At 63.3% G+C, this 15,055-nt stretch carries 9 protein-coding genes; 4 read left to right on the top strand and 5 right to left on the bottom strand.

The window, feature by feature from the left end; all coding sequences use genetic code 11:
- Positions 1 to 91 precede the first annotated feature (91 nt).
- The 3 genes from bktB to NTU39_RS15795 all read left to right on the top strand — a co-directional run bounded on the left by bktB (position 92) and on the right by NTU39_RS15795 (position 3,884).
- Positions 92 to 1,273, top strand: a complete 1,182-nt coding sequence (gene bktB, locus NTU39_RS15805; protein WP_150662997.1) for a beta-ketothiolase BktB — start codon at positions 92 to 94, stop codon at positions 1,271 to 1,273.
- Positions 1,274 to 1,325: 52 nt separating this feature from the next.
- Entirely contained in the window at positions 1,326 to 2,543 is a 1,218-nt protein-coding gene (locus NTU39_RS15800) for a cystathionine beta-lyase (protein WP_150662996.1), read from the top strand.
- Positions 2,544 to 2,633: 90 nt separating this feature from the next.
- Entirely contained in the window at positions 2,634 to 3,884 is a 1,251-nt protein-coding gene (locus NTU39_RS15795) for an OspG family effector kinase (protein WP_257958030.1), read from the top strand.
- A gap of 17 nt (positions 3,885 to 3,901) precedes the next feature.
- Here NTU39_RS15795 and serB read toward each other — a convergent pair whose 3' ends face one another.
- Positions 3,902 to 4,666 (bottom strand): phosphoserine phosphatase SerB, encoded by a 765-nt coding sequence (gene serB, locus NTU39_RS15790; RefSeq protein WP_257960093.1) that lies wholly within the window; start codon positions 4,664 to 4,666, stop codon positions 3,902 to 3,904.
- Between the two features lie 363 nt (positions 4,667 to 5,029).
- Here serB and NTU39_RS15785 point away from each other — a divergent pair, with 363 nt between their 5' ends.
- Positions 5,030 to 11,143 carry a hypothetical protein gene (locus NTU39_RS15785; RefSeq protein ID WP_257958029.1) on the top strand — a complete coding sequence of 2,038 codons (6,114 nt, stop codon included), beginning with the start codon at positions 5,030 to 5,032 and terminating at the stop codon, positions 11,141 to 11,143.
- Positions 11,144 to 11,183: 40 nt separating this feature from the next.
- On the opposite strand, the gene NTU39_RS15780 is transcribed toward NTU39_RS15785, so the two are convergent.
- The 4 genes from NTU39_RS15780 to NTU39_RS15765 form a co-directional block, all read right to left on the bottom strand.
- Complete coding sequence (locus NTU39_RS15780) at positions 11,184 to 12,173, bottom strand: GlxA family transcriptional regulator (RefSeq protein ID WP_257958028.1); 990 nt, start codon at positions 12,171 to 12,173, stop codon at positions 11,184 to 11,186.
- Positions 12,174 to 12,217: 44 nt separating this feature from the next.
- Positions 12,218 to 12,778 carry a cysteine hydrolase family protein gene (locus NTU39_RS15775; RefSeq protein WP_257958027.1) on the bottom strand — a complete coding sequence of 187 codons (561 nt, stop codon included), beginning with the start codon at positions 12,776 to 12,778 and terminating at the stop codon, positions 12,218 to 12,220.
- Between the two features lie 157 nt (positions 12,779 to 12,935).
- Positions 12,936 to 13,961, bottom strand: coding sequence for an ornithine cyclodeaminase family protein (locus NTU39_RS15770; RefSeq protein WP_257958026.1), 1,026 nt, complete (start codon positions 13,959 to 13,961; stop codon positions 12,936 to 12,938).
- Between the two features lie 12 nt (positions 13,962 to 13,973).
- Positions 13,974 to 15,002, bottom strand: coding sequence for a threonine/serine dehydratase family protein (locus NTU39_RS15765; protein WP_150662990.1), 1,029 nt, complete (start codon positions 15,000 to 15,002; stop codon positions 13,974 to 13,976).
- Positions 15,003 to 15,055: the final 53 nt, after the last annotated feature.

Below are 15,055 nucleotides of genomic sequence, written 5' to 3'. Positions count from 1 at the left end.
TCATCGAAGTTTCCCTCCAATGCGCCTGCCATCGCGGTAACCCCTACGGCGCTATACTCGTTGCAAACCTATATCCACCCGGAGAAGAGACATGCAACGAGAGGTCGTGATCGTCAGCGGTGTACGTACCGCGATTGGTGATTTTGGCGGCAGCCTGAAGGATTTCGCGCCGACGCAGCTCGGCGCCATCGTCGCCCGCGAGGCTATGGCCCGTGCGCAGGTCGGCGGTGAAGACGTCGGACACGTCGTGTTCGGCAACGTCATCCACACAGAACCCAAAGACATGTATCTGGCACGCGTGGCTTCCATTGAAGCCGGCGTGAGCCAGCACGCGCCCGCCATGACCGTGAACCGTCTGTGCGGCTCCGGCCTGCAAGCGGTGGTCTCGGCGGCACAATCGATCCTGCTCGGCGACACCGATGTGGCGATGGCGGGCGGCGCGGAGAGCATGAGCCGTGCGCCGTACGTGATGCCCGGCGCACGCTGGGGCACGCGCATGGGCGAGTCGCGTCTCGTCGACATGATGCTGGGCGCGTTGCACGATCCGTTCGCGAACATCCACATGGGGGTGACGGCGGAGAACATCGCGAAGAAGTGGGGTATTACACGCGACGATCAGGACCGTCTTGCGGTGGAATCGCATCAGCGCGCTGCACGTGCCATGGCGGCGGGCTACTTCAACGATCAGATCGTGCCGATCACGCTGAAATCGAAGAAGGGCGACGTGGCCTTCACGACCGACGAGCACGTGCGTGCGGACGTCACGATGGCCGACATGGCGAAGCTGCGCCCCGTGTTCGAGAAGGACGGCACTGTCACCGCTGGCAACGCGTCCGGTCTGAACGATGCGGCCGCCGCGCTCATTCTGATGGAACGCGCCGAGGCCGAGCGACGTGGTGCGAAGCCGCTCGCGCGTCTGGTGAGCTACGCACACGCAGGTGTCGATCCGAACTACATGGGTATCGGCCCGGTGCCAGCGTCGCGCAAAGCGCTGGAGCGTGCCGGTCTGAAGGTCGACGACATCGACGTGGTGGAAGCCAACGAAGCCTTCGCGGCGCAGGCTTGCGCGGTCACGCGCGATCTCGGTTTCGATCCGGCCAAGGTGAACCCGAACGGTTCCGGCATTTCGCTGGGCCACCCGATCGGCGCGACGGGGGCGCTCATTACCGTCAAGGCACTGCACGAGTTGCAGCGCATCGGCGGCCGGTACGCGCTGGTGACCATGTGCATCGGCGGCGGTCAGGGCATTGCGGCCGTGTTCGAGCGCGTGTAAGTTACTCCCGGGGGCCGGCATTGTTGCCGGCCCAAGCCTTTCCGGAGCCGTGATGACGCAAGACAACCGCAAGCCCCTCGACAAGCCCGAAGCCAACGGCTGGCACTGGCAAACCAATATTCTGCACACCGACACACAACTGCCCGCCGGTTTCACGGCCATGCCGGTGCCGGTGGCACGTGCGTCGACGGTGGTCTTTCCCGATCTGGCGGCCATGCGCTCGCTCGACTGGAAGAACGACAGCCAGTGGCGCTACGGTCTGCACGCCACGCCTACGTCGATGGAGCTGATGCGACGTCTCGCAGCGCTCGAAGGCGGCAAGCACTGCCTGCTGTTCCCGTCGGGGCTGTCCGCTATTTCGAATGTGTACTTCGGGCTTATCAAGAGCGGCGACGACGTGCTGATTCCCGACAACGCTTACGGTCCGAATCGCGACCACGGCGACTGGCTGGCGCAGGCGTGGGGGATCACGGTGCGTTACTACGATCCGATGATCGGCGAGGGCATTGGCGAACTGATTCAGCCGAATACCAAGTTGATCTGGCTGGAAGCGCCGGGTTCGGTCACGATGGAAGTCCCGGACATTCCCGCCATCGCACGCGTGGCGCGTGAGCGCGGCGTGCTCACGGCCATCGACAATACCTACTCGGCAGGGCTGGCGTTCCGTCCGTTCGACCACGGGGTCGATATCTCGGTGCAGGCGCTGACCAAGTATCAGTCGGGCGGTAGCGATATTCTGATGGGCGGCGTGGTGACCGTCGACGACGACATTCACCATCGTCTGAAGCAAGCGCGTATGCGTTTGGGCGTCGGGGTGTCGGCTGACGATTGCAGTCTCGTACTGCGAAGTCTCGGCAACCTGCAATTACGTTTCGAAGCGCACGACCGGTCCGCCATGACGCTGGCCACGTGGCTGGGCACGCGTCACGAGATCGCCGCCGTGCTGCATCCCGCATTCGAAGACTGCCCGGGCTATCAGAATTTCCGTCGCGACTTTACGGGCGCAGGGGGCTTGTTCTCGGTGGTGTTCGACGAGCGCTATTCGCAAGCGCAGATCGACGCCTTCATCGAAGAACTGCGTCTGTTCAAGATCGGTTTCAGCTGGGGCGGGGCCCACAGTCTGGCGCTGCCGTATCGCGTGCCGTCCATGCGTACCGCAACGCCGTGGCCGCACAAGGGCGGTCTGGTGCGCTTCTATGTGGGATTGGAAGACGTGCGCGATCTGCAAGCCGATATCGAGGCGAGTCTGAAGGCGCACCTCGTCGCCTGATCGCGAACGACGACGGGACGCAAAGGGAGACGCGAAACGGTGCCGTAGCCAGTGGGCGGTGAGCGATGTTCGCAAGCCGCCCCCGCGCAAATGGGGGATGCTCGCCGTTTCTTATCAACTGGCAAGATGCGGGCGATACGGCATACATGCGTGTGCCCATCCCGCTGCACCCCGATGACGACTCCCTCACTGCTATCCATTCACTATCCGGTCCTCTTCACGGAGTCATCGTGCGAGCCGCTGAAATCCCAAACGCCTTGCAGATCCGACATTCCGGACGGCGTGCGCGAATCACGGACGCTCGACGACATCCTTGGTCCGGCGTCTGAGCGCCGTTCACACGGGGAAGGCGATGCTGGGGCGGTATTCGATGATCCTCAGAACCCCGGATTTGTCATCAAGGTCTCGCATGCCGAGACGGCCGACGTAGGCGCTGAGCTGGCAGCTGTGCAGTGGAGCGCGGAGAAGTGGGAGCGGTTTTACGGCCACGGCAGCGCGGAACCGTTCGTCACTGCGGATAACCGTGTTTGCGTGCGGCTGAACAAGGTTCCGGGCAGTCCCATGCGCACGATCTGGCCATCCGAGTACGGCACGTCCAAGCACGACATCATGCTGTCTCTGGACTTGCTGCAAGGGCGGCTCATCGATGTCGGCCTTCGGCACGCTGATATTTCCACTAGCAACGTGCATTTCGACCCGGAAACGAACTGCTTCTGGCCGACCGATTTCGACACTGCGTCGACGTTTACATCCTCTGCGATGGCGCCGGATGCGGCGTCGCCCGGCCCGCTGGCGTCTGACCATGCGACGTTTTCATCGCTGCGCAAGCGCGTAGCTGCGCTTATGGACAGTCATGCCCCGGAGGTTGCCGAAAGGTACGCTGTGCTTTCCGAACTCATTGGTCCGGACGCGAATGTCAACCACGAATGGCGATGCGGACAGATCTTTTCCGATCCGGAAGACGATAGGCGCGTGTACAAGCCACTGTTCGCGTTCGAGTTTGGCAATTTCGCGCCAGGCGTCGAAACAGGACCGAAGGAATTGGCTCGGGCCGTCAACGAGAAGCGCATGTTCGAGCACTATTACGGCAAGGGTTCCGCAGATTTGATTCGCACGAGAAACGGCTACTACTTGCTGCACATGAAACGGGTGCCGGGCGTGACGTTCGAGGCATCGGCACCGGCGCCGGAGGGCTATCAGGCCGCTTATCGGGAGATGCGTTACAAGTTGCTCGCCGCAGGCATCGAGCATCCAGGCCTGCGACCCGAGCACTTGTGCTTCGATGCCGCGACCAAGACGCTTTATCCGGTGAGTTTCGCGTCATGCCGCCTGATCGGCTGACGCGTTCGTTCTTGCGCTCAGTCGTTACGGAACAGTGACAGCAGGCCGTCGAGTCCTGCATGGTTGAAGGCCACCGAGGCCTTCTCCCGCACCACCGGCTTCGCCCGGAACGCCACCGATAGTCCGGCAATCGCCATCATCTGAAGATCGTTCGATCCGTCCCCCATCACGATCGCCTGTGCAGGCGTAGCGCCGAACTGCGCCGCCACTTCGGCGACGGTGCGCGCCTTGACCTCTGCATTGACGATTTCCCCCAGCACGCGGCCGGTGAGCTTGCCGTCGACGATTTCCAGCGTATTGGCGCGGGTGACGTCGAGATTCAGACGTGGCTTCAGACGATCCGTGAAGAACGTGAAGCCACCCGAGACCAGCAGCGTGCGAATGCCCAGCGCCTGAACGTCACGTAGCATCGATTCGGCACCCGGGGAAAGTTGCAAACGCTCCTCGTAGACTTTTTCAAGCGCACTGGCGTCAAGTCCTTTCAGCAGCGCCACGCGTCGCGTCAGGCTTTCGTTGAAGTCCTTGATCTCACCGCGCATGGCGGCTTCGGTGATGGCCGAGACTTCCGCCTTCAGCCCGCAGTAGTCCGCAATTTCGTCGATGCACTCAATCGTGATGAGTGTCGAATCCATATCCATCGCAACGAGCTTGAAGTCTGTCAGTCGTCGCTGGCTGTCGACGATCGCGACGTCCACGCCGTATTGCTGCGCGAGCGCGTCGATCGCGCTTCTGAGGGCTGGCGTATCGGTGACGTCCCGAACACGTGCAACGCCTTGTGCCATATCGAGAGCGCTGTGTGGCGCCAACGCCTGAATCGCCGCTTGCGGCACGGGCAGAGATGCGTCTGCCGGTTGCGTTGCTGCGCCCGAGCCGGGGTTAGCGGCCGTGTGGGGTCCCAATATGACGAGGTCGTGAGCCATCTGAAATGGAAAGTAATCGATTGCGCAAATGTCGCGTGGAAATCGCCCGGTCTTGGGGCGTCGCGTGCGAAAGGAACCGCATTTTACCGTGTTGCGACACCGGGAGCCGCATTTCCCAATGCGTCGATGTTGGGCGAAAAGTGAACGCAGCGGCGCAGCCCCCGGCAGGAGTATCGGAGCGCACAGCGCTGCTAACGATCATCCTCCGAAGGAGAGAGTACCCCGATGCTTCCATCGCCATTGCGTTTCGAACCGACCAGCTACGTGGCCACCTCGTCCAATGTGTCGCCACCTGACGACGGGTTGCAGCGGGCGTCGTCCAGTCAGACGCTTACGCACGAGACATCGGCCAGATCGGCCGTCGACGAATCGCCGCAAGCGGCGCCCATCGAAGCGGTGCTTCCCGAGGCGCTGGCTGGGCAGGACTCGCGAGCCCGTGTCGTATGCGGTCTGGTGCTGCGTGCGCCCTCGCACTGGGGACCGGTGTCCTCCGACATGGCCTTTGCGCTGCTGGATCGGCGTGACGACCTGCACGACGTTGCCCGGCAATGCGGACTGGCCCGGTTGGCCGGAATGATGGGCAAGGCGGGCTTCCTGCTGCATGAGGGGGAAGTGGGGGAAATCGGGGGCGTGGGCGGCATGCGAGCGCTGCTGTATGAAGGCGGACGATTTGGCATCCGTGTACGCGGGGAGACGCGATGGGCTACCAGCGATCTGCCGTGCGATGGCCTTTGGCACGCGGTGCTGGCAGCGGTTGTCGCGACAGAGGTGGAGGACATCGATCCGTCGTTACTGTCGACACTGCCCGGGTTGTTGGCACGTCTGGTGGCGGAGGACCCCGGCTTCGCCGTCACGGTGTGGCAGTCGCACCTTGCTGGCGACTCACCGGCGTTTACGCCGGACGCCACCGCAACCCTCGGCGACGCAGCGTGGCGGTGCGGTTCATGGATGGCGGTTGCTGCGGGCGCTGCGACAGGGCTTACGTATGGCTTTGCATCAGACGTATTGCATTCGTCTGCGGTGACGTCGGGCGACGACGCGTCGCCGCCTTCCACCGGACTGATCGAGGCTGAGGCCTCGGGATGCCGGGGAGGGAATGGGATGTTGGCGGCCGTTGTGCCGCTGGCCGGTGCGCTCGCGTGTGGCGCACTGGAACTGGTGGCGGCGGCGCGACTGTATGCCGCCGTTCCGTCGGAGCGCGAGGCAGTAGCCTTGCATCGCGCACAACATCTTTCTGCCTACGCGCTTTTGCTGCCGTCGTTGACGGCGGACGAGTTGCGACTCCTGATGTCCGCACTCGGCGAGAAGTTCGCCGAGGTAGATGTTTTCGATGTCGCCGCGACGGTGCAATTTCGTCTCAGGGAAAGACCGACGCCGATGACACCGACCGGCGTGATTTCGCGCATCAAGTGGCAAAAACTGGTTCGCAAGGCGCGGCAACGTGAGCAAAGTCAGTTTCACTTCGAAGCACCCGGCTGGGTACAAGCGCTGGAGTCCGCGTTGCAACTGGCGCAAGGAGCGAACTTGCTGACGCCGTTCGGAAACGTGGTTCAGGAGGCTCACGCCCAGCGCCGTCGGGCGCAATGGTATGCCGAATGCGATGCATGGGATGCGCAGGCGCTTGCGAACGCGCCGCGTCGCTTGCCAGCCTTTGCGGGCGAGCCGCCACCTGTTGCGACACGCCCCGGGGGCAATCGGTCGTCGCATGTCGTAGAAGGCGCAACAGGCGCAACAAGCGCGACAGGGCGTGGCGGCCCGGATTCGACGCATTGGCTCGTGACGGCAGCTTCGCAAGCCGCTATGGCTTCGTTGAGTCCGAGTGCATGGCGTCGCCGGTGGTTGCCGGTCACCGGTGTGCTGAGCCTTGGCGCGGTCACCGGCACATTCATATGGAACCGCTTTCGCTCGGGGGGGGATCTTCCCGAGTCGAGATCCGTCGATACCGACGCGCCGCACAGGGTGCCGCGCGACCTCCGGCCCTTCCACCACCTTGCCCCGCAGCGGGAGGGGATCGAGCTGGCGCAGACCGCGGAACCCGATACGCTGGAAGACATGCTGAATCTGGTCGACGCGACCAACGCTATCGAAGCGTCCGCCAATGTGATGGAAAGGCATCGCAGCCAGGCGAAGACGGTCATCGAAAAGCAAATGGAAGCGGTGCTGCGCAAGCTGGAAAAGGGGGGGAAGGGGGGAAAGGGGGCGGCCGCCCTGGGGTATCACACGGCATTGCCGTGGAGTGCCGAAGTCGATGTGACCTACGTCACGGCCGGACGCTCGCCGGACACGCGAGGATTCACCTTTTCATTTACCGAAGAATACGAGACCAAACGTGTCACGGTCCGCGACGTTGCGATAGGCAGACACTATTCGGATGAGTACGAAATTACCGGCGGCTACAGGCGCGTTGCATCCTTGCGTGTTCTCGATGACGCAGCCCTTCCTTTGCTGATGGCCGTGAACCGGGACGACTTCCGAACAGAATTGCAGAAGCGGGACGAACGGCAACTCAGTGCACTGGAAGCGTCGGGCGAACTGATGAGCGAGTACGCACGATATGTGCAAGAGGTATTCACAGGCGTGCTGTTTAACGCGACGTCGTTCGATTGGGAGCGCCAGTTGCCCCCTGGCAGCCGGGCAGGGAGCTCCATGCTGGCGCCACATCCGCAGACCGTCGGAACACGTACGCGCGTCAGAGTCGGTCAGGGGCCGGTGCGGCTGATTTCGTTCGACGGTGAAATACTGGCGGACTTGCTTTCCGTGCAACAGCCGGACGGCAATGCGGTGCTGCTGATTTCGATCAAACACGCGACGTACTTCTGGTGGTGGCCAGGTGTCGAGGCGACGCTGGAGTTCCAGGAGTTCATCAGCCTGCACATGTCGCCGATTGACTTGCAGCGATTGGAGAGTCCGTTACGCCGGAGTCGCATGAGGTATCAGATCGACCCGGGGTCCACGAAGAGCCATTGGGCATGTGCGCCTTCCAATCGGGAGATCGGCGAAGCGGCGACGACGCCATCGCCTCGGGGACCATTCGACGCACTGTATGACGAAGTCTCGCTCAAGCCCTATTTCAGGTTCGAGACATGTCCGTCTCTGCACCATGCCCTTTGGACTGCAAAAGTGCGTCGGGCGCATAGTGATCGCGATCTGGTGATTGTCACGCAAAAGGTGCGCGACGAACGCCGCCTGAACAGCGTTCAGCATATTGTGCTCAATTACGTGAAGCTGTTGGGGCCCGCCATGATCGCGGCCTTCAAGAGCAAGGGACGTGTCGCCAGCGCCATCATGACGCTCGCGTTCGAAGTGGGGCCGCACCTTACCACCTACGCGTTGCTCGCCGAACGAGCGAAGTCGGCGGATCTCGAAGAGCTCAAACGCATTCATCGCGAGATGTCGGTGTCTTACGCGGTGGCCATGATGCTGCGCGCGCTGAATTCCCCGACGCTCGACGCCGTCGCTGACACGATCATCGGGGATCGGGAATCGACCCGCGTCGCATCGGCACATCTCAGGAGCTTCATGGAGGCGTGGCCACTGGTGAGCGAACAGCGCAAACAGTTTGCTGACGACGTGCGCGCCATCGTCAAGTCGGAGCGTCGTGAAGGCGCCCTCAACCGGCAGCCGGCGTGGACCATATTCACTGGTATCAAGGCCTATCGGAATCTGCTCACCGACGGTGCGCAAACAGAACCGATGACGGCTAACGAGCAGCACGTCGACAGGTTCCTTGGGGCCGGGCGAAGGCAGGTCATGACGCAACGTGAGCTGATGCGATTACCCGAAGGCTACTGCGTCGCGCTGACGTATCCCGACGGCACCATGTTCTTTGCGGCAGTGACGAGTGGATCGGGCAAGCTGTTGGGCGCCGCTACCGACGACATTGTCGGCACTATCTTGCGACGCACGGAATTGCCGGTGTTTCGTATGGAACGCGTTTCGCACGATCTCATCGCCTTTCTCGACGACGGTCACGTCATGTGCGGCTCCATCAAAGCGCTCCTGTACGTCGAGCCTTTGGGCGACCGCGTGCCGCCCTGGCGTCAACCCGAGCAAAGTGCGAATGGCATCTGGCCGAGAGTGCCGACGCTTCCAACGTCTTCCACGTCGACGCCTGCGCCGCCTGCGCCGCCTGAGCTCGCGTCGAATCGCGCCGCCGAGACCGGCTCGGGGTTACGGTCCTCTGCCGGTCGTTCGAAGCGCGCGCTCGACCAGTGGGGGAAGTTCGTGGATGCCTGGTATGCGCGAGCCGGACGTCTCGTACCCGGCGGGACCTTGACGGGGACGCCAGCGAACAGGGTTTCATTGCCGCTTGCTGTCGCCTCGGTGAACCCGATGAGCCCGACACCTTCGACACCTTCGACACCCTCGACACCTGTAAGCCTCGTCTCATCGAGTGTCGGTGCGCCGACGCCGTCCCCTGCGGCGATGGTGGCCTATTGGAACGCGCCGACGTTCAGACGCGCGTTCGGAGAGGTCGTTTCGCGCGTCACACGCGGACTGCTGCTCTGGCATTTGCAGGCGTCGCCCGTTGCCCAATCGGCGCCGACGGCGCAACACCGATTGATATTGCGCGCGCTACAAGATGACGTGACGTTCCGTCCGATCACCGTGAACACCGTGCGGATACCGGGAGTCGTCGGATCGATCGGCGACGAGGGCTGCTTACTCCTCTCGTTGACGACTTGCGAAGCGATAACCGTGAGTGGAGATGGGGAAGGCGGGGGCACATCGACGCCGCGCGTTCCGGCAGACGCGAGCGAGCCGCTGCGAAGATTCGTCGGGAAGCACGTGACTGACGACGTCACCGAGCGCATGCGTGGTCAGGCGATGAGCGTCGCGCTTGATGGTGTGCAGACGAGCGATGCGCACGCGGACAATCGCGACACTCGCCGGATCATCGACGATCTTCGCGATCGGGTCGAGCGGGCCACGCAACACGGACACACGGTGGACGGTGGAATTCTTAGGCTGACAACGCATGCCGTGCGCACATTGCCGGGTGCCGACGCCGAGGCATTCACCGCTGGTATTCGGAGCGTGACCCGCGAGGTGCCCCACAGGGCGTCGGATGTCGTCTACCTCAACGAGCCGGTCGACGGGCCACAGATCGCCCCGAGCGTCGAACTGGCGTATGACCTCGGGACGGCGATCAGAGAGTTTGCGGATGACGTGTTCCCGCGAACAACGTCTGATGAAAGTCTTGCCGACGCAATCGTGTTTGCAACCAGGTTCGTCGATCCGGTGCAACAGTGCCGCATCCTGACGAGGGTGAGCAACGACGTTGCGAACCTGATCGAGTCAGGGATGGGAGATACCGAATTCGTGACGGCGATGCTTGCCGCCGGACGCGGTTTGGGCGATGGAAAGTTCGGCGCAGCTTTCGCCAGCATGTGGGAACAGGTTCCCGGGCAAATCGGCGCTTGCGGGCGACAGACGACGGTGCCGCAACTCGTGAAACTGAGCGGTACGCGTTTGCTGCAACAGGTGCCCCGGGGCCACCGCATTCTCGCGCGACTGGCTTCTGCCGACGACGACCCTCAAGGGGGGTACGACGATATGTTGAGTCTGGGCGAGGGGCGTGTTGCCGTGGCAACTCATGCGGGAACCGATCTTGCGCCGCGCTTCAATCTGACGTCGTTCGATCTGACGCGCGTCGATGGCGATATTGTCTGGTCCGACGACGTCGGTGCCTGGCGTCGCGATGGCAAGCTCTTCGACTTCTGGATACAGAGCGACACCCCGGGCGTCTTCGCCGAGCCGATCCGGCAAGCACTCGAGACTGGGAGCCTGAACCCTGCCGTGTTGAGGAGCGCGCTGCTCGCGCATTCGAGCCTGACGGCGTTGCAAGCCGAGCGTGCTGGGACGAGTGGGTGGGTGTTGGGCGATACGACGACGAGCATGCTCGAAGCGTCGACCGAGATATTTGCCGGGTATGGGTTCAGGGACATTCGCTATCGCCTGATTTTGGCCTGGTCCGAACCCGATCAGTTCAAGCCTGCGGTCTCGTTTGCCTTGGTCGGCATGGGCGTAGGGGAGACGTTCAGGTCGTGGGTGACGAGTGGTTACGTCGATCGTGTCGTGGCCGATCTCCTGCCGAGGCGGACTTTGGGAAATGCGCCGCGGCTCACCGGCGATATCTGCGTTGCGAGCGAGGTGGATTGGGCTTACCTCTATGGAGACAGCGCGACGCCGTGCATCAAGTACGTCGATTTCAACTCGGCCGACGCCGCAGTCACTGCAGCGCGCACCTACACCGCTCTGCCCGGCATGTTGCCCAGCGACTTCATACCGGAGGGCACGTTGATTCGTGTGCCTCTCTGGTCGAGTGTTTCGCCGTGAGCGCCTTGAGAGTGGGCGGTACGTCGCAGCGGATGAGATGTCAGTCGGCGACTCGTCGCGCCCGGCTTGGCGGCAGCGCGTCGAATTTGTGCCACACGCGTCGCAGGTGACGACTCGATCCGAATCCCGCCCGTTGCGCAATGTGTTCGAGATCGAGATGACTGTTGCCGAGCATCTCGCGGGCGAGCGCGATGCGCAAACGATGCAGGTAGTCGATGGGCGCGACGCCCGCGTGTTCGCGAAACAGACGCGTCACGTGTCGCTCGCTGGTGCAGGCGATGTCTGCCATCGCGGCAAGGGTCCAGTCGTGTGCGGGGTCTGCCGCAACGGCATCCTGCACGCGATGCAGGGCGGGGTGCAGATGGTTGCGGCCTTCGAGCCACGGCGACAACTGGGGATCGGCACCGGCGCGTCGCGCGTACACGACCATTTGCCGGGCGACGGCTGCTGCGCAGAGCGGGGTGGTCGCATCGGCGATGAGGGTGAGCATCAGGTCGAGACCGGCGGTGACGCCCGCACTCGTCCAGACGTTGCCGTCACGTACATAGAGCCGGTTGTCCGCGACGCGTGCGCCCGGTGCCAGTGAGCGCAGGTCGTCGCAACTGCCGTGGTGCGTTGTGCAGGCGAGCATGTCGAGCAATCCCGCGCGTGCCGCGAGCAGCGAGCCTGTGCAGATACATGCCAATTGATGCGTCGGGCGGACGATCCGACGAAGCCATTCGACGGCTTGCGCTTCGGCGTCCGATGTCGGGATTGAAGTGTCGTCCGACGGCACCGGGAGCGGCTTCTCCACGGTGCCGGTGACAACCAGCCATGCGTTGTCCGGCACCGAAGCGGGCAGCACGTCGAGCGGCGAGAGGCGCAGGCCGATCGACGTTGCCACTGTCGGCTGCGTGCCGACGTAATGGAGTTCGAACCGAATCTCGTCCTGTTGATGGTTCGCGATGCGCAAGGCTTCGGCCGGCGCGGCGATATCGAGCAGCAGCGCATTCGGCATCGCGAGAAGATACACGGGTTGAAGTCTTGGCATTGCGACCACCGGTTAGGACGGATTCAGACGGAGAAGCCCAAACGTTACACCGCCGCGAGCGCCTCCTCAACCGTCACGATCCGCGCGAAGCGGTCGACGAGCACCGTCTCCGTGCGCTCCTTGAGTTCTTCGACCGACAGTTCGCGACCGGTGCGCGGGTGCTGCATCGGGAACGTGAGCGTGGCTTCGGTGACGAAGTCGACGGCGTAACCGGCGTCGGAGGCGGCGCGCGTCGTCGTCTCGCAGCACTGCTCGGTGCGAATCCCGGAAACGATCAGGCGGGTGATGCCATGATCGACGAGCCATGCGCCGAGCGTGGAACCGGCCAACGCGCTGTGCTTGACCTTGTCCACCGTAAAGTCCGGCGTAATGCGCAGTTCTTCAAGCGTACGCACGAAGCCGGAATCGCGGGAGAACGCACCGGAGCCAATGTGGAAGACCTGCACCACAGGAACGCCACGCGCCACGGCGCCATCGACGAGCGCTTGCTGACGGGCGAAGTATTCGGCGAGGTCGTCTTCGCGCCAGTAGGGGCGGGTGCGGAACGATTCCTGAGCATCGATGACGAGCAGGGCGGTGCGTGACGTTTGCTGGGTTTGCGACATGATTGCGACTCCATTACGTGGGTGACGATGGAGCCATCTTACGTGTCTCCCATCCGTTCCAATAGACCCGGCGAAGACCAGAATCGGACGGATTCAGACATTGGGATTCACTTCATGCCAGCGTTTTTCTACAAGCCCCTCGCGTCTGACTCGCGTCTTAAATCGTAGCGCGTACGCCGACGTTCCCCGCTTGCGCTCGGTGATAGAGCGCAGCGGCCAGTGCAACGTCCTGCGCGCCCATGCCGAGCGACTTGAAGAGCGTGACGGATTCGGCGTCGGTGCGTCCCGCGTGCGTACGAATGACCAGCTCACCGAGCTCGGCAAGCAGGTCGTCGGGCCCGATGCGGCCTTCGGCAGCGGCGGCCAGATAGTCACCCGATTCGTTGATCGTCGATTCGCGACGGTCGACGAAGAGTTGCGCACGCGCCATGAGCGACGTGTCGGCCTCGCGATGGCGCGGGGTGCTGCTGCCCACCAGATTGACGTGGGCGCCCGGTGCGATCCATTCCGCTTGCAGCACCGGATCGGTCGAGTTCGTCACCGTTACCACGATGTCGGCGTCGCGCACGGCCGCCTCGACACTCTGCGCCGCTTCAAGGCGAAAGCCGTAATTCGGCTGTTCCTTGTCGACGAACGCCTGAGCTGAGGCGAGCGAGCGGCTTGCCACACGCACATGTTGCAGCGGGCGCGCGGCGGCAAGCGCGGCAAGATGCCAGTGCGCCTGATGGCCAGCGCCGATCAGGGCGAGACGGGAAGCGTCATGTCGGGCGAGCAGACGCGTCGCCAGTCCCGTGACTGCGGCGGTGCGAATGCCTGTGATCTCGGCGGCGTTCATGACAGCGAGCAGTTCGCCCGTCTCGCCGCTCATTAGCAGCACGCACCCCTGGTGAGGATCCTTGCCATGCGAACTGTTCCCCGGGAAAAAGGTGCCCACCTTCGCGCCGTAGACCGATGTGCCGGACACCGTTGCGCTTAGAAACGCGGGCATCATGCCCAGCAAGCCCTTTGCGCCGAGCGTCTCGGGAGGCCGGACGATCTGGCGCAACGGCAGGTGAATCTGCTCGCGCGCGAGCGCGCCGAACATATCGGACATGACGGGGATCGCATCGGCCACCGGCATGAGCGCGGCAATTTGCGCCGCGTCGAGCAGGAGAACGGGCGGCGAGGAAACAGTCGCGGACATTGGGAATCCTTGTCAGCCGTTCGCTTCGGCGGCGAGGGCGGCTTCGATGTGGCGGTTGAACGTCGCGGTATCGGTGTTCGTCCCGCACAGCAGGACACCCACGCGCTTGCCCATGAGCTTGTCGCGCAGCGGGCCCATCAACGCAGCTGTCGCCGCCGCACACGCCGGTTCCACCGCCAGCTTCAACTGACGGAACAGCGTGAGCATGCCCGCGCGCATGTCGTCGTCGGTGACAGTCACCAGTTCGTCGATGTGACGACGGCACAGCGTGTAGCCATACAACTCGGTGTGCGGCGCCATAAGACTGTCCGCGATCCCCGTCATCGGTCCCATCTTGATCGGGCCGCCTTGTGCGAAGCTCTGCGCCATAGCGTCGGCACCGGCAGGCTCCACGCCGTAGACCTTCACGTGCGGCGCGAACAGCTTGATGGCGGTGGCGACACCCGAGATCAGACCGCCGCCGCCAATGGGGACGATCACGGCATCGAGGTTCGGGGCCTGCTGCATCCATTCGTAGCCGAGCGTGGCAGTGCCGAGAATCGTGCGATAGCCGTTGAACGGATGCACGAAATAGCGGCCTTCTTCCTGTTCCACTCGCTTGACGATCTCGAACGCCTCATGGACGTTCTCCGCGAGAATCAGGTCGGCGCCGTACTCGCGGCACAGCGACGAGCGGGCCGGGCTGGCCGTCTTGAGCATGACCGTCTTGGCGGCCACACCCATCGCCTGCGCCGCGTAAGCGACTGCCACGGCGTGGTTGCCAGCGGATACGCACGTGACGCCTGCCTTGCGTTGTGCATCGTCGAGCGAGAGCAGGTTCGAGAATGCGCCGCGTGCCTTGAACGTCCCCGACGCCTGCAACAGTTCGTACTTGAACGTCACTTCCGTGTTGCCGAGCGTCGGAAAATCGCGGCGGGTAAATACCGGCGTCGTGCGCACGTAGGGCAGCAGCTTCTCGTGCAGCGCGGCAATGGTGTCTTTCGTCGGGACGGGCTGGCCGTCGATGGTCTCGTCGTGCAGGGCAGGGGTCGATTGCGTCACTTGGACTGTGTCTCCGTAGTTAGGGAATCCGATGCGATGTCGGTGCAATCTCG

This window comes from Pandoraea commovens (assembly GCF_024704525.1).
Taxonomy (GTDB): domain Bacteria; phylum Pseudomonadota; class Gammaproteobacteria; order Burkholderiales; family Burkholderiaceae; genus Pandoraea; species Pandoraea commovens.
This window is presented reverse-complemented; position numbering and strand designations above follow the sequence as displayed.